The organism is Kitasatospora sp. NPDC051984 (assembly GCF_044593455.1).
Taxonomy (GTDB): domain Bacteria; phylum Actinomycetota; class Actinomycetes; order Streptomycetales; family Streptomycetaceae; genus Kitasatospora.
Genome location: NZ_JBIUCB010000021.1, coordinates 99,626 through 114,750, shown reverse-complemented (window position 1 = coordinate 114,750; position 15,125 = coordinate 99,626). Strand labels below are relative to the sequence as shown.

At 73.4% G+C, this 15,125-nt stretch carries 14 protein-coding genes; 5 read left to right on the top strand and 9 right to left on the bottom strand.

Translation table 11 applies throughout. The annotated features are described in order from the left end of the window. Positions 1 to 107: 107 nt before the first annotated feature. Positions 108 to 1,595 carry a helix-turn-helix domain-containing protein gene (locus tag ACIHEI_RS30055; protein WP_396608904.1) on the bottom strand — a complete coding sequence of 496 codons (1,488 nt, stop codon included), beginning with the start codon at positions 1,593 to 1,595 and terminating at the stop codon, positions 108 to 110. Between the two features lie 257 nt (positions 1,596 to 1,852). Here ACIHEI_RS30055 and ACIHEI_RS30050 point away from each other — a divergent pair, with 257 nt between their 5' ends. Beyond that, positions 1,853 to 5,053: a M28 family peptidase gene (locus ACIHEI_RS30050; RefSeq protein WP_396608903.1), complete on the top strand. Its 3,201-nt coding sequence runs from the start codon at positions 1,853 to 1,855 to the stop codon at positions 5,051 to 5,053. Positions 5,054 to 5,179: 126 nt separating this feature from the next. On the opposite strand, the gene ACIHEI_RS30045 is transcribed toward ACIHEI_RS30050, so the two are convergent. Then, on the bottom strand, positions 5,180 to 6,025 hold the full coding sequence (locus ACIHEI_RS30045) for a hypothetical protein (RefSeq protein WP_396608902.1): 846 nt from the start codon (positions 6,023 to 6,025) through the stop codon (positions 5,180 to 5,182). 175 nt (positions 6,026 to 6,200) lie between these two features. Between ACIHEI_RS30045 and lepB the strand changes: the two genes are divergently transcribed. Further along, a complete protein-coding gene (lepB, locus tag ACIHEI_RS30040) occupies positions 6,201 to 6,905 on the top strand; it encodes a signal peptidase I (RefSeq protein WP_396608901.1) in 705 nt (234 codons plus the stop codon). Positions 6,906 to 7,028: 123 nt separating this feature from the next. On the opposite strand, the gene ACIHEI_RS30035 is transcribed toward lepB, so the two are convergent. Together ACIHEI_RS30035 and ACIHEI_RS30030 are read right to left on the bottom strand one after the other, a co-directional pair. Further along, a complete protein-coding gene (locus tag ACIHEI_RS30035; RefSeq protein WP_396608900.1) occupies positions 7,029 to 7,544 on the bottom strand; it encodes a GNAT family N-acetyltransferase in 516 nt (171 codons plus the stop codon). A gap of 44 nt (positions 7,545 to 7,588) precedes the next feature. Further along, a complete protein-coding gene (locus ACIHEI_RS30030) occupies positions 7,589 to 8,191 on the bottom strand; it encodes a nucleotidyltransferase domain-containing protein (RefSeq protein WP_396608899.1) in 603 nt (200 codons plus the stop codon). A gap of 699 nt (positions 8,192 to 8,890) precedes the next feature. Between ACIHEI_RS30030 and ACIHEI_RS30025 the strand changes: the two genes are divergently transcribed. Next, positions 8,891 to 9,193, top strand: a complete 303-nt coding sequence (locus tag ACIHEI_RS30025; RefSeq protein WP_396608898.1) for a hypothetical protein — start codon at positions 8,891 to 8,893, stop codon at positions 9,191 to 9,193. A gap of 4 nt (positions 9,194 to 9,197) precedes the next feature. On the opposite strand, the gene ACIHEI_RS30020 is transcribed toward ACIHEI_RS30025, so the two are convergent. Then, positions 9,198 to 9,743, bottom strand: coding sequence for an NIPSNAP family protein (locus tag ACIHEI_RS30020; RefSeq protein WP_392956526.1), 546 nt, complete (start codon positions 9,741 to 9,743; stop codon positions 9,198 to 9,200). Continuing rightward, positions 9,740 to 10,210: a hypothetical protein gene (locus ACIHEI_RS30015; protein ID WP_396608897.1), complete on the bottom strand. Its 471-nt coding sequence runs from the start codon at positions 10,208 to 10,210 to the stop codon at positions 9,740 to 9,742. The genes ACIHEI_RS30020 and ACIHEI_RS30015 overlap by 4 nt, the downstream gene beginning before the upstream one ends. A gap of 64 nt (positions 10,211 to 10,274) precedes the next feature. Here ACIHEI_RS30015 and ACIHEI_RS30010 point away from each other — a divergent pair, with 64 nt between their 5' ends. Together ACIHEI_RS30010 and ACIHEI_RS30005 are read left to right on the top strand one after the other, a co-directional pair. Beyond that, positions 10,275 to 11,201: a helix-turn-helix transcriptional regulator gene (locus ACIHEI_RS30010; RefSeq protein ID WP_396608896.1), complete on the top strand. Its 927-nt coding sequence runs from the start codon at positions 10,275 to 10,277 to the stop codon at positions 11,199 to 11,201. A gap of 59 nt (positions 11,202 to 11,260) precedes the next feature. Beyond that, the gene (locus ACIHEI_RS30005) at positions 11,261 to 12,193 is read left to right on the top strand and encodes a DUF389 domain-containing protein (RefSeq protein ID WP_387641803.1); all 933 of its coding nucleotides are present in this window, start codon (positions 11,261 to 11,263) and stop codon (positions 12,191 to 12,193) included. A 6-nt stretch (positions 12,194 to 12,199) separates the two neighbouring features. Here the strand turns inward: ACIHEI_RS30005 and ACIHEI_RS30000 are convergent, their stop codons facing one another. The 3 genes from ACIHEI_RS30000 to ACIHEI_RS29990 form a co-directional block, all read right to left on the bottom strand. Next, the gene (locus ACIHEI_RS30000; RefSeq protein ID WP_396608895.1) at positions 12,200 to 13,792 is read right to left on the bottom strand and encodes an MFS transporter; all 1,593 of its coding nucleotides are present in this window, start codon (positions 13,790 to 13,792) and stop codon (positions 12,200 to 12,202) included. Positions 13,793 to 13,874: 82 nt separating this feature from the next. Next, positions 13,875 to 14,168 carry an SHOCT domain-containing protein gene (locus ACIHEI_RS29995; RefSeq protein WP_392956519.1) on the bottom strand — a complete coding sequence of 98 codons (294 nt, stop codon included), beginning with the start codon at positions 14,166 to 14,168 and terminating at the stop codon, positions 13,875 to 13,877. A gap of 45 nt (positions 14,169 to 14,213) precedes the next feature. Then, positions 14,214 to 14,681, bottom strand: a complete 468-nt coding sequence (locus ACIHEI_RS29990) for a DUF6325 family protein (protein ID WP_392956517.1) — start codon at positions 14,679 to 14,681, stop codon at positions 14,214 to 14,216. Positions 14,682 to 15,125 lie beyond the last annotated feature (444 nt).

Sequence of the window (15,125 nt, the reverse complement as noted above, 5' to 3'; positions counted from 1 at the left end):
CTCCAGCACGGCCGGACACCCCGATCAGCGCGGACGCATCGGCACCACACGTTCTGGTGATGACAGAAGCGACATCACGTCACATACCGTCCTCTGAGAGAAGCGGGCTAGATCGCGGCGGCCAGCCTGGCGGCAGTCTCGGTCGCGGTGCGGCCCCACCGGGGTGCTCCGGCGGTGAGGCGGGTGCGCAGGCCGCGCAGTTCGTGGCGGACCAGGGCGGGGAGGGTGGCGGGTGGGGTGTCGAGGAGGGGGGTGAGGGTGGCGACGGCGGTGTGCGGGTCGTCCTGGCAGAGGTGGCAGTCGGCGATGCGGGCGGTCAGCATGGCGCGGGCGGCGGGGAGTTCGCCGGTGCCGAGCAGGCCGAGCGCGGTGTGGGCGGCGTCGAGGGCGCGGCGGGCGAGGCGGGGGTCGCCGCTCGCGGCGGCGAGGTCGCGCAGGGCGGCGGCGGAGCCGGATTCGATCCGCATCCGCAGGGCCGGCGGGGCGAGCCAGGCGATGTGGGTCTCGATGGGCTCGGGCTGGTCGAGGTGGAGCCGGGCCCGGCCGAGGTGGTGGACGGTGGCGGGGACGTCGCCGGCCAGCGCGGTGGCGCGGGCCTCGCCGATCTGGGAGAGCGCGCCGGACCAGTGGTGGCCGGGTGCGGCGCGGCGGATCTCGCGGGCGTAGTCGCGGGAGGAGAACGGGTCATCGTCGAGCAGCCCGAGCACGGCCATGTCGCTGAGGGCGGCGACCTGGGTGGCGAGGTCGCCGGCGAGTTGGGCCCAGCCGACGGCGCGGTCGAAGCAGGCCATCGCGGTGGCGGGGCGTCCGCCGTGCAGGCGCAGGCTGCCCGCGGCGTGGGCGTGTTCGGCGGCGAGGCGGGCGAGGACGCGGCGGTGCCGGGCGGGCGCGTCGGCGAGCCGGGCGACCACGGCGCGCAGCGTGGCCTCGATCACGGCGCCGGGTCCGCGTTCGCCCATCGCTCGCTCGGCGCTGTGGAGTTGGGCGCCGAGGACGGCGGCGAGGGCGTGCACGGTGTCGGTGTCGAGCGGCGCGGCGGGGTTGTCGCAGAACGCCGAGTGCAGCGCCAACACGACGTCGGGGGGCGGGAGTTGGCAGCCGGTGGCGCCGTGCAGCGGGCACTGCAGGTCGTGGTGGGGCAGCCGCTCGGGGAGGTGCTCGCGTGCTGCGGAACAAGCGGTCGCACTGGAGCCGGGGGGCAGCGGTGGCCGCAGCAGGTGGGCGGGCAGCGCGGGGCGGTCGGCCTCGGCGGTTTCGGCGCGCCCGTAGCAGCGGGTCAGTTCGCCGCTGGTGGAGAGGAGTTCGTCGAGGCGGCGGACGAGTCGGGGGGTGGCGCGGCGGGCGCCGTGTTCGAGGCGGCTGACGGCGGTGTGGTCGTAGCCGACGGCGGCGCCGAGTTGGGCCTGGGTCCAGCCGGCGTTGCGGCGCCAGTGGCGCAGTAGCGCGCCGAATTCCTGCCAGCCGCCACTGCCACTGCCCAGGTCGCTGCCACTGCCGCCGCCGCTGTCGCTGCCGCTGCCACTGCCCAGGTCGATGCCGCTGCCGATGGCACCGCCGCTGTCCGGCATGGTGTCCGGGTCGGTTGCGCCCAGCATTCGCCGCCACCTCCCCGAAGGCTTCGCCGCCCCCGCCCGTGCGGGGGGCGGTATCGAGACGGTACCGAACCGACCCCGGCCGCGTACATGGCGTGGTCTGTACCTGTTGTTTCCAACTGCCGCCGGGGTCGGGGCATTTGACGAAACTTGCCAGCTCTTGGCAGGCCCTGTCAGCTCCGTTGACCGTGGCATGGCGACGGTGTGAGGGTTCCGGGCACCCCCACACCTGTGGCACCCCCACATCATAGGAGCTCTGAATGAAACGCAGATTGCTGACCGCCGGCACCACCCTGGCCGTGCTGGGCGGCATGCTCGGCGGTTTCGCCGGGCAGGCAGCTGCCTCGCCCGCGCCCGCGCCGCTCGCGCCCACCCCACTGGCCGCGGCGGTCTCGGCGGCGGACCTGGCCGCGTCGGCGGGCCTGGACGCGCTGGCCAAGGGTCCTGACGAGTCGTACGAGCGGCAGTCCGTCACCCCGTTCGTGGGCGGCCTGTACTCGGTGTCCTACGAGCGCACCTACAAGGGCCTGCCGGTGGTCGGCGGCGACGCGGTGGTGCTCGCCGACGGCCAGGGCAAGGTCCGGGCGGTGCAGAACGCGAAGTCCGGCCCGGTCGGGGTCCCGACGAAGGCGAAGATCGACGCCGCGGCCGCGGAGAAGGCGGCCCGGGCGAAGCTGGCGAAGGTCGACTCCGCCGAGGCCCCGCGGCTGGTGGTCCGGGTCAAGGACGGCACCTCGCGCCTGGCCTGGGAGTCGGTGCTGTCGGGTTCGGACGGGAACCGGCCGAGCCACCTGCACGTGTTCGTCGACGCGATCACCGGCGAGGTCGCCGACAGCTACGACGACGTGAAGGCCGGCACCATCAACAGCAAGTGGAACGGCCCCTCGCCGCTGACCATCTCCACCACCGGCTCCGGCAGTTCGTTCTCGCTGCGCGACCCGAACCGTCCGGGCCTGCAGTGCTCGGACTACTCGACGGGTTCGGTGTTCAGCAAGTCCTCCGACTCCTGGGGCACGGGCAACCCGACCTCGAAGGAGACCGGCTGCGCCGACGCGATGTTCGCGGCGCAGAAGGAGTGGGACATGCTCCGCGACTGGCTGGGCCGCAACGGCCACAACGGCAACGGCGGCAGCTGGCCGGTGAAAGTCGGTCTGAACGACATCAACGCGTACTGGGACGGCTCGACCATTTCGATCGGCCACAGCCAGGCCAACGAGTGGATCGCCGCGATGGACGTGGTGGGCCACGAGTTCGGCCACGGCCTCGACCAGTACACGCCGGGTGGCGCGTCCAGCAACGAGGCGGGCCTGGGCGAGGCGACCGGCGACATCATGGGTGCGCTGACCGAGGCGTACGCCAACGAGCCGGCGCCGTACGACTCCCCGGACTACACGGTCGGCGAGATGATCAACCTGGTCGGGCAGGGCCCGATCCGGGTGATGTACAACCCCTCGCAGATATCCGGGAACCCGAACTGCTACTCGGCGTCCATCCCGAACACCGAGGAGCACGCGGCGGCCGGCCCGCTGAACCACTGGTTCTACCTGCTGGCGGAGGGTTCGAACCCGGGCGGCGGCAAGCCGTCCAGCCCGACCTGCAACTCCTCCTCCAACCTGACCGGCGTCGGCATCCAGAACGCGGGCAAGATCTTCTACGGCGGCATGCTGCTGAAGACCAGCGGCATGACGTACAAGAAGTACCGCACCGCGACCCTGACGGCCGCGAAGAACCTGGACCCCACCTGCGTCCTGCACGCCCGCACCAAGGCCGCCTGGGACGCCGTCAGCGTGCCGGCCCAGCCCGGCGACCCGAGCTGCACCGGCACCCCGACCAGTGACTACTCGCTGGCGCTGAGCCCGTCCGCGGGCACCGTGCAGCAGGGCGCCTCGACCACCGCGACGGTCTCCACGGCCGTGACCTCGGGTTCGGCGGCGAACGTCTCGCTGTCCGTGAGCGGCGCGCCGACCGGCACCACCGCGGCGGTCTCCCCGTCGAGCGTGCAGACCGGCGGTTCGGCGACGCTGAACATCAGCGTCGGGGCGAACACCCCGGCAGGCACCTACCCGCTGACCGTGACCGGCTCCGGCCCGGCCACCCACACCGCGCAGTACCAGCTGACGGTGAGCGGCGGTGGCGGCAACCCCGGCGGCTCGGCCCCGGACATCGACGTGGCCAAGGTGCAGGCGCACCTGAGCCAGCTGTACACCGTGGCGCAGCAGAACGGCGGCAACCGCCGGGCGGGCAGCGCGGGTTACACGCAGTCGCTGGCGTACGTGAAGGGCAAGCTTCAGGCGGCGGGCTACACCGTCACCGAGCAGACCTGCACCTCGTGCAGCTACACCTCGAACAACCTGATCGCGGACTGGCCGGGCGGCCCGTCGGACCAGGTCACCATGTTCGGCGCGCACCTGGACTCGGTCTCGGCCGGCCCGGGAATCAACGACAACGGCTCGGGTTCGGCGGTGCTGCTGGAGAACGCGCTCGTGCTGGCGCAGCAGAACCCGACCATGAGCAAGCACGTCCGGTTCGCCTGGTGGGCCGGTGAGGAGCAGGGCCTGCAGGGCTCGGCGTACTACGTCGGCCAGCTGTCCTCGGCCCAGCGCTCGGCGATCAAGGGCTACTACAACTTCGACATGGTCGGCTCGCCGAACGCCGGCTACTTCGTCAACAACGTCAACTCGGCCACCGCGGCGCCGCTGAAGGCGTACTGGGACTCGTTGAACCTCCAGCCGGAGGAGAACGTCGAGGGCCAGGGCCGTTCCGACGACTACTCGTTCCAGCAGGCCGGCATCCCGACCTCGGGCTACGCGGCGGGTGCGGACGCCGTGAAGACGTCCGGGCAGGCCGCCAAGTGGGGTGGTACGGCGGGCCGTTCGTACGACTCCTGCTACCACCAGTCCTGCGACACCACCTCGAACGTCGACGCGACGGTGCTGAACCGCAACGCCGACGGTGTGGCGTACGCGATCTGGAAGACCTCGGTGGGCGGCACCACCACGCCGGTCAACGACTTCAGCGTGTCGGTGAACCCGGCCACCGGTACCGTCCAGGCCGGTTCGTCCGCCACCGCGACGCTCTCCACGGCGACCACCTCCGGTTCGGCGCAGAGCGTGTCGCTGACCGCGAGCGGCGCGCCGTCCGGCGCCACCGTCTCGTTCAGCCCGTCCACCGTCTCCAGCGGTGGCAGCTCATCCCTGACGGTCGCCACCTCGGCGTCCACCCCGGCCGGCACGTACACCATCACGCTGACCGGCACCGGCGCCTCGGCCACCCACGCCACCACCTTCACCCTGGTGGTGAACGGCGGCGGCAGCGGCGGCACCACCTGGGCGGCGGGCGTCAACTACAACGCGGGTGACGTGGTCACCTACAACGGCGTCAGCTACCGCTGCCTGCAGGCCCACACCTCGCAGAGCACCTGGACGCCGGACGTGGTTCCCGCCCTCTGGCAGCGCGTCTAGCAGTCGCAACGTGGGCGGTGCCGCGGCCGGTCGGGGGACCGGTCGCGGCACCGGTCGCGGCACCGCTCGCTGTCCGGCGTGCGGTCAGCCGGCAGGCGCATGGCGGCCACTCCGGCCTGGTGGCGGTCAGCCGGGCAGGCGCACGGCGGCCACTCCGGCCTGGTGCTCGCCGAACCCCCAGCCCATGACGAGCGAGCAGCCGGCCGCGTCCAGCACGTCGCTCCACGGCCAGTGCTCGGAGCCGCTGCAGAAGCCGCCCTCGCTGCGCGCATCGGCCTCGGTGCGGCAGAGCGCGCGCAGGTGGTCGCGGAGCCCGGGGTGGGCGACCGCGCGCAGCGGCGCCTCCCAGGTCTCGTCCCCGGAACGGTCGATGCTCACGTCGCGCCCGGTCACCAGGTGTTCGGGGCCGCGCTCGGTGAAGGTCGCGGCCCGCATCGCCTCGTCCAGGGTGCCGCCGGTGGCGACGCGCAGAACGACGGTCAGCCAGTGGTTCAGCCGCACGCACGCCTCGTCGGTCAGGTCGACCCCGTGGCGGCGCAGCAGCGGTGCCAGCTCCGTGCCCCGCACCACCGCGCCGTCCGTGTCGTCCACGGCGGCGACGGCGCGCAGGTCGGCGACGAAGGCCTCGTCGAACGGTCTCGGACCCTTGTGCCCGTCCGCGCCCCACGCGCCCGTTCCGGCGAGCAGGTCGGGGTCGAAGCGGAACAGCGAGGCGCCCAGGTCGAACTGCCAGTTCCACGGGGAGAAGGGGTGCGGGCCGTCCGGGTCCGGCAGGTAGCCCGGCTCGGCCGCCGACAGGGCGTCGGGGGTGGCCCAGGTGTTGGGGAACAGGAACTCGTCGAGGGTGTCCGAGGCGTAGTACGCCCCGTACCGGGCGCCGGCGGGTTCCGCCGCCACGCCGTCGCCGAGGAAGATCGCGAAGGCGTCGGCCAGCGCGGCGTCCCATCCGCCGGGTTCCGTATCGGTCGTCACGGGTGAACCTCTCCTACCTGTCGTGTCACGGGAGTTGAGGAACGGTACCGACTGCCGGCGACAGGCGTTTTACGTTCCCCAGACGGGCCGTGTCCGTACGATGGCGCCCGGGCGGACCCGGAAAGGGCTGTCCGGCCGCCGGGGGAAGGGTCGTCCGTTGTCGCACCGTGCCGCTGTGCTCGCCCGATTGCGGGCAATCAGCTCTTCGAAGCGGCCCGCCGGCCGGCGTTCGGCGCTGCGCGGGCTGGTGGTGCCGGCGGTGGTGGCGCTGGTGCTGGCGTTCGTGCTGAAGACCTTCGTGTTCCAGGTGTTCGTGATCCCGTCCGGGTCGATGATGGGCACCCTGCAGAAGGGCGACCGGGTCGCGGTCGACAAGTTCAGCCCGTGGCTCGGGGACACTCCGCAGCGCGGCGAGGTGGTGGTGTTCCGCGATCCGGGCGGCTGGCTCCCCGGCAACTCGGACACCGGGGGCGTCGCCGGCGGTGTCCGCAACGCGCTGAGCTGGGTCGGGCTGGCGCCGTCCGCGGACGAGAAGGACCTGATCAAGCGCGTCGTCGCGGTCGCGGGCGACACCGTCGACTGCCGCGCCGGCCACCCCCTGACGGTGAACGGCACCGCCCTCGACGAGCCGTACCTCTACCCCGGCGCCACGCCCTGCGACGACTACCCCGTGGGCACCGTCACCGTCCCGCCGGGCCACCTGTGGGTGATGGGCGACCACCGCAACGACTCCGCCGACTCCCGCTACCAGCGGCTCTACAACCCCGGCGGCGGCTTCGTCCCGGTCGACCACGTCATCGGCCGCGCCCGCGTCCTGCTCTGGCCCCTCCCCCGCTGGGCCTCGCTGCCCGTCCCCGACACCTTCCACCACCTCGGCTGACGGCCGGCCCGCCCACCACTTCCAGGAGGTGCCGACCGCACCCGGGTCCGGTCGCAGCCCCAGCTTCCGGATGAGCGCGGCGGCCCGGCCGGGACAGCGGGGGCGGACTCCCCCACCTCGGTCTCAGCTTCGCGCCGTCTCCCGGACCATCCGCAGGTTCGGCAGCCGGCCGCGCCACAACTCCCGTTCGCCGGTGGGCCGGAACCCGTACCGCCGGTAGAACCCGATCGCCCGCTCGTTGTACTCCGCCACCCACAGTTTGATCGGCGCGCCCCCGGCCCAGGCCAGGAACTCCGCCATCAACTGCCCACCGAGGCCCTGCTGTTGCGCCCCCGCCAGCAGGTACATCGGCCCGAGCGTGACCACCCCGTCGCGCCCGCCGCAGAGAAAGCCGACCGGCCCCGCATCCGCCCTGGCGACCCGGCAGAACCAGCGCTCCGGCTCGGCCTCGACCCCCTGCAGGAACGCCCGCCACCGCCCGATCCCGACCTCCGTGGCCGCGTCCCCGCGCTGCGCGCGGATCCACTCCTCGTCGATCCCCGCATCGGGCCACGGGTAGGTCTCCAGCCAACTGGCCAGCTCCAACGGCCCGAGCAGCTCGGCATCCGCCACCCGGGGCGATTCGATCACGTGCGTCATACCGTGCATTGTGCTCGCGGCACTTGACGCTCCACCACCGCGAATCATTCGCCGAGCCGCTCCAGCCAGGCATGGCCCGGGTGCGAGCGGGCCAGCCACCCGGCGAGGGTGTGGCGGCGGCCGGGCGGCAGGTGCGGCAGGACGCGGTCGAAGTCGCCCTGGTCCTTCGGGCGGGTGGCCTTCGCCTTGAACAGCAGGACCAGTTCGGGGCGCAGGTACGGGATGCCGGTGGCGGTGTGCTCGGTGATCCGCTCGTACGGCAGCCGCAGCGTCTCGTCGCGGCGGCAGATCCACGTCGTACCGTCGTGCGGCTCGCGGAAGACGTCGAACCGGTACTGGTCGCTCGCGGGGTCGCGGGCCCAGGTCTGGTGGGTGGCGGCGAGCGCCGCGTGGCCGGCGGCGGGCCACACGGTGCCGGAGCCGACCGCGTCGAACTCCAACTCGGGGAACCGGCTGCGGAGTTCGCCGAACGCGGCGGCGGGCACCGCGACTTCCAGGTCCCCGTGCGGGCGGGTCTGCCGGCCGAGGAACAGGTCGAGCGCCCAGCCTGCCGCCACATACCAGGGCGCGGCTAGGGTCTGTCCGGCCGATCTTGTCGGATCAGCGCGCGGCTCTCCCAGCCCTTGCGGGCTGGGAGGTACCCCCATTTCGTGCCCGGCTGGGCGTGCCGGCGAAACGTCCTCGTACTGGGTGTACTTGGATGTTTTGCCGGTGCGTCCGTGGGGGCACCTCCCAGCCCCCCTTGGGGCTGGGGGTGGGGGCACCTCCCAGCCGCCAGGCTGGGGGCGGATGATCCGGCGTCGCGCGCCCGGCAAGATCGGCCGGACAGGCCCGAGGCCCGTCAGGCGCTGCGCGAGCTGTTCGGGGCGCCACGGCTGCGCCCAGCCGGCGGCGATCTCGGTGTCGTCGGGCCGTACGCCGCCCGGCAGTTGAGGGTCCGTCACCGTTCGACCATAGCGCGGTGTCCGATTTCCGCCGGTGCGGCGGTCCGCGCTGCTCGAGGATCCCGCCGGTGACCACACACCCGCAGGGAATCCGGATCAGGCACCGCGGCGCTCTTCCGCAGGTGCACCCCAGCGCCTATGTCGCGCCGACGGCCACGCTGGTCGGCGATGTGCGGATCGGGCCCCGCGCGCGGGTGATGTACGGCGCGGTGCTGGATGCCGAGGGCGCGTTCGTCGAGGTCGGGGAGGCGACGGTGGTGTGCGAGAACGCCGTCCTGCGGGCCTCCGCCGTCGCCGCCGAGCAGCCCGTCACTCTCGCCGACCACGTGTTCGTCGGCCCGCACGCCACGCTGCTGGGGTGCACCGTGCAGCGCTGCGCCGTATCTGGCCACCTCGGCGAGTGTGCTGCAGGAGGCCCGGGTCGGCGCGGGGACGGTGGTCGCCGTCTCCGCGCTCGTCCATGCCCGCACGGTGCTTCCGGACGAGTTCTTCGTTCCTCCGCACTGCCTCGCCGTCGGCGACCCGGTGCGGATCTTCGCGCCCGGTGACCCGGCCGTGCCGCAGGCCATCGCCGAACTCGGCTTCGCGGGCGTGGCGTTCGGCATCGACGCCGCGCTGACCGACCGCCTGGCCCGCTACGAGCGCATCGCCGAGGTGCGCGTACGGGAGTTCGGCGCGCACCTGGACGACCTCCGGGAGCCGTGAACCGTCAGGCCGTCACGGGTTCCAGCCGCAGGCGCTGGAGCGGCGGCGACGGGGGCGGGTCGGCCGGGCCGAACCAGACGCGGACGTCGAGGCCGGTGCGGACGGGGAGTTGCGGGAAGTCGTTGACGGCGTGCTCGGTGCGGTGCAGGGCGTGCCGCGGGCGCAACTGCCGGTCGGCGTACGCGTCGAACGCGGCGTCGGACCGGCAGATGGTCGCCTCCACCTCCCTCACGCCCGCGGCGGGGAGGAAGCCCGGGCCGCGCAGCAGCAGCACGTCGTCGCTGTCGACCATCGTCGCGTTGGCCTCCTCGCGGTGCGCCCGCCACACCGGCCCGCCGTAGAACGCCTCCAGGGCGCGCCGGCGGTGCGTCATGTCGGGGAAGGCGCGCAGCCAGACGAACCGGTCGGGGTCGTCGAGGTCGCGGAAGCGGCCGCCGAGCGTGATGCCCGCGTCCCGCTGTCCGGTCACGAACTCCCGCTCGAACAGCTCGATCAGGGTGTCCCGGGCGCCGGGGTGCAGGGTGTACTGGCGGAGTTCGACGATGCTCATGCGGGGGCTGCTCCGGTGCGGGTGAGGTCCATGGTCCAGTTGAGTTCCCAGCTGCGGCCGCCGTCGGTGGAGAACTCCTGCTCCCACCGGGCGGTTTCGGGTCCGAGCCGGTGCCAGGCGAAGTGCACGCGGATCGGGCGGCCCTCGAAGTGGTCGTCGCCGTAGAAGTCGCCGCGGTCGCCGGTGAAGCCGCCGACCACCGGCGGGTCGAGCCGTCCGGTGCGGCTGTCGGACCAGTGGATCGTCCACTGCCGCGTCTCGCGGTCGTACAGCCGCAGTGTCAGGCCCTGCCGTCCGAGGGTGGGGAAGTCGATCTCGTCGATGTTCCCGGCGCCGCCGAACAGCGGCCGGACCACGGCGCGGCCGGGGAACTCCGCCCAGGTGCCGCCGGGCGGCTCCGAAAGCGGGGTGGTGAGGCGGCGGTTGGCGACCTGCCAGGTGCCGTGCAGGAAGTCGAAGTCGTTCATGCGCCGCACGCTACGGCCGCTCCCCTGACATCCGCTGTCAGTGGAAACCCGGACACTGGCGATCATGCGTGCGAGCCGACTGGTCACCCTCCTCCTGCTGCTCCAGAACCGGGGACGGCTGACGGCCCGCCAACTGGCCGACGAACTGGAGGTCTCCGTCCGGACGGTCTACCGGGACGTCGAGGCGCTCGCCGCCGCCGGCATCCCGCTGTACGGCGAGGCCGGGCACGCGGGCGGCTACCGCCTGGTGGACGGCTACCGGACCCGTCTGACCGGGCTGACGGCCGACGAGGCGCAGGCCGCGTTCCTCGCCGCGCTGCCCGGCACCGCCGCCGAACTCGGCCTGGGCGAGGCGCTCGCCACCGCCCGGCTGAAGCTGCGGGCCGCGCTCCCGGCGGAGCTCCGCGCGCACGCGGACCGGATCCAGGAACGCTTCCTGCTCGACGCCCCGGGCTGGTACGGCGACGCGGACCGCACCCCGCACCTGACGGCGGTGGCCGACGCGGTGTGGGCGCGGCGCGCGGTGCTGCTCCAGTACCGCCGGTGGCGCGCCCCGGAGGAGATCTCGCGGCGGGTCGAACCGTACGGCCTGGTGCTGAAGGCCGGCCGCTGGTACCTGGTGGCGGGCGGGCCGTCCGGGATCCGCACCTACCGGGTCGACCAGATCCTCGAACTCACCTGCCTGGCCGAGGAGTTCACTCTCCCGCCCGGCTTCTCCCTGCCCGCGTACTGGACCGCCCACCTGGCCGACTTCCGCTCCCGCCTGCACACCGGCCACGCCCTGGTCCGCGTCACCCCGGAGGGCGCCCGCCGCCTCGGCGTACCGCCCGAGGGCGCGTGGACGCGGGCCCGGATCCCGATCGAGTCGCTCGACCACGCGCACGGCGAGTTCCTCCGTCTGGGCACCGACGTCGAAGTCCTGGAGCCGCCCGAACTCCGCACCCGCCTCGCCGCCACCGCCCGCGCCCTGGCGGCCCGTTACGCCGGGTGAACCGGTCCCGGGGGCAGGGCCTAAGGTTTGGCCGACAGCGCGACCGCCCGGAGGACCCTTTGCTTCAGCTGCGACTCATCGTTCCCGCCGACCTGCGCGCACAGGTGCTCGACCGGATCGACGCCTGCGTCGGTGTCGCCCACGTCGCCGTGCTGCCCGGTGGGGCGGTTCGGCCGCCCGGGGACCTGGTGCTGTGCGACGTGGCCCGCGAGGCGGTCGACGAACTGCTCGGCGAGCTGCGCGCGCTGGGCCTGGCCGAGCGCGGGGCCATCACCGTGGACGAGTCGGGGCTGACGATATCGCGGGCCGCCGAGGAGGCGGAGGAGCGGGCCCCGGGTGAGGGTGTGGACGCGCTGGTGTGGGAGGAGGTGTCCGGGATCGTCCACGAGGAGTCCACCCTCAGCTGGGTCTTCCTCGCGCTGCTGACCGTCGCCACCATGCTGGCCGCCTGCGGCGCCGTCCTGGACAGCGCGATCCTGGTGGTCGGCGCGATGGCCGTGGGCCCGGAGTTCGGCCCGCTCGCCGGGCTGTGCGTCGCCGTGGTGCAGCGCCGGGCCCGCCCGGCGGCCCGCTCACTGCTGGCCCTGCTGGTCGGATTCACCGTCGCGATGGCCCTCACGGTGGGGTTCGCGCTGGCGATGGACGCTCTCGGCCTGTTCAGCGATGCCAAGTTCGCGGCGGCCCGCCCCAACACCTCGTTCATCTGGCAGCCGGACGCGATGTCCTTCGTGGTCGCCTTCCTGGCCGGTGTCGCGGGCCTGCTGTCGCTGACCTCCGCCAAGGCGTCCGCGCTGGTCGGGGTGGCGATCTCGGTCACCACCGTGCCGGCGGCGGCCAACGCCGCGGTGGCCGTGGCGTACGGCGAGTACGCGCAGGGCTGGGGCTCCGCCGTGCAGCTGGCGCTCAACCTGTCAGGGATCGTCCTCGCCGGCGTGCTCACCCTGCTCGCCCAGCAGGGCGCCTGGCGCTTCGCGCGCCGCGGACCGCGCTGAACACCCTCAGCCGGGCGGCCGGGGCGCCGCGCGGGTGGTCGGGAGGTGGCGGGTGAACAGCAGTGCGCCGCCGGTGATCAGCGCGCAGGCGAGGACCGCGGACTTGAGGCCCTGGATCTGCGCGTCCTGGTAGTGGCCGACGATCACCTCGGCCTCCTGCGGCGTGACGTCGGACCGGGTGGCCAGCGCGGCCGCGACCTGGTCGGCGGGGACGAAGGACACCCCCGCCTCCACGTGCGTCCCGGCCTCCTGGGCGACGGCCTGGCTCACCCGGGGGTCGCTCTCGATCCGGGTGGTGACGGAGGCGGCGAGGGCGCCGATGAGGAGCGCGCCGATGAGCGCCGTGCCCAGCGAGGAGCCGAGGTTCTGCGCGGTGTACTGCAGGCCGCCGGCCTCGCTGCGCTCCGACGCCTGCACGCTGGACTGCACCGTGTTGCCCAGCTGCGAGGCGAGCATGCCCAGGCCGATGCCGAGCAGCGCCATCGCACCGGCGAACGAGGCGCCCTTCAACTGCGGCCCGATGGCCGTGATCAGCCACAGGGTGGCGGCGAGCAGCACCAGCAGGCCGATCCGGACGATCGCCCGGGACGAGGCGAACCGCAGCAGCAGCGAGCCGCACATCGAGGTGGCGAGCATCGTCACGGACACCGGCAGCAGCCGCAGCCCGGTCTGGAAGGCGTCCAGCCCCTGCACGACCTGGAGGTAGAGCGGGATGACGAAGAACAGGCCCAGCAGCACGGTGTTCTGGTTGAACAGCGTCACCAGCCCCGCGCGCAGCGGCCGGTTGCCGAACAGCTCCAGCTCGACCAGTGGTGTCCCGCCCCGCCGCTCGTAGTGCCGTTCGTGCACGCAGAAGACGTACAGCAGCACGGCGCCCAGCCCGATGGTGAACAGCGTCGGGGCGAAGCCGAGGACGGTGAACGGGGGATTGCGGGGCTGCACCCAGCCCCAGGTGCCGCTCTGCAGGACGGCCAGCACCACCAGGGCGAGACCGGCGGCGGACAGCACGGCGCCGAGCACGTCCAGCGCGGGCCGGTCCTCCGGCGCGGGCTGCGCCGGCACCCAGCGCATCACCGCCAGGATCGCCACCACCAGGACCACCTCGCCCGCGAATACCAGCCGCCAGGTCAGGTAGGTGGTGACCCAGCCGCCGAGCAGCGGCCCGACGGCGATGCCCGCACCGGCCAGCCCGCCGACCACCCCGTAGGCGATCGCCCGCTCGCGCCCCTGGTAGGACCCGGCCACCAGCGCAGCCAGCGCGGGCAGCACCAGCGCCGCGCCCAGCCCCTCGATCACCGACCAGCCGAGCGCGAGCACGCCGACGGTCGGCGCCAGCGCGGTCAGCCCGGAGCCGAACCCGTACACCACCAGGCCGATCACGAAGACCTGCCGGCGGCCGAGCATGTCGCCGACCTTGCCGCCGGTCAGCATGAAGGCCGCCATCACCAGGGTGTAGAGGGTGATGACGGCCTGGATGGTGGTCACGTCGGTGTGGAAGTCGGCGACCAGCTGGCTGATCGACACGTTCATCACCGAGGCGTCCAGCACCATCAGGAACTGGGCCGTCCCGAGGACGATCAGCGGCTTCCACCTGTTCACTGCGCCTCCCGGGCGTCCCGATGCCGGTTCCCCCGGTTCCCCCGGTTCCCCCGGTTCAGCCGGTTCAGCCGGTTCCCCCGGTTCAGCCGCCGAGGATCCGCGCCTTCTGCGCGGCGAACTCCTGCTCGGTGAGCACGCCCTGCTCCTTGAGCGCGGCGAGCTGCTGGAGCTGGTCGAGCTTCTGCTCCATGTCCGGCGCGCCCGCCGGAGCCTGCTGCGGGGGCGGGGGCGGGGCGGCGGGTTCGGCGTAGCCGACCTGCTGGGCGTCCTGCTGCGCCCAGCGTCCGGCCTGGCGGCGGGAGACCCGGTTGGAGACGGCGGTGGCGGTACCGGAGATGACCGCGGTACGGGCGACGCCACGGAGCAGTCCGGGCATGGCGTTCTCTTTTCTCTGGCGGTTTCTCTGGGGGTGTCGCTGCGGTCAGGCCGCGGGCCCGGTTCCGAGCTCCTCGATCGCGTCGAGCACCTCGACCAGGTCCTGCAGCGGAACGCGCCCGCCGGCGATCATCCGGGCGTCGGCCCGGCGCAGCGCGGCGGCGAGCGGGGCGGCCCACCGGTTCTCGTAGAGCAGGACGACGGCGGAGTCGCCGGGGTCGAGCAGGCCGCCGGCCTCGGCCAGGTCGGCGTCGCCGAGCAGGCCGGAGGAGGCGCCCTCGAACACGGCGAGGTCGAGCTTTCCGTCTGCGTCGAGGTCGGCCACTTCGACGGCCGCGACCGTGCCGTCGGTGCCCTTGCGGAGGAAGATCAGGTCGAGGATCCGGATGATGCCGCGGTCGACCAGGTCGACCAGCAGTGGCATGCCCTCGCCGGTCAGCCGGCTGCCCGGGAACGAGATCACCAGGTAGTCGATCGGGCCCAGTTCGTCCGGGTCTTGGAGTTGCTTGCTCACGGCGGCTCCCTCACAGCGGCTCCCGGGATGGAAGGTCGGCCGGGCAAGCCGACCGGGACCGGGCCGGCGGCGTTCGCCGCGTACCGGCCCGGTCCCACGCTAGCCCGCACCCCGGCTCCCCGCGCTCCGGTGCGGCCGTCCCGCTACTCCGGGTGACCGGGTGCGGAACGCGGCTGCCGACGGGGGTGGACCCGCACGCGAGAACGGCCTGCGGCAAGGGCGCGCCGGCCTCCGGCACAAGGGCTGGTCCGGCTCGCACAGCGCGATGCCCAACTCCCGCCGCCCGGCCGGCTCTTCACCGACCGCCACCCGCCCGCGCTCCAGCGCGGCCCTGCCGCTACACCGGGCGACCGGGGCGTCGTGGGCGCAGCAGCACCTCGCTGCCGACGGGGGTGGACCCGCACGCGAGAACGGCCTGCGGCAAGCGCGCATCGGCCTCCGGCC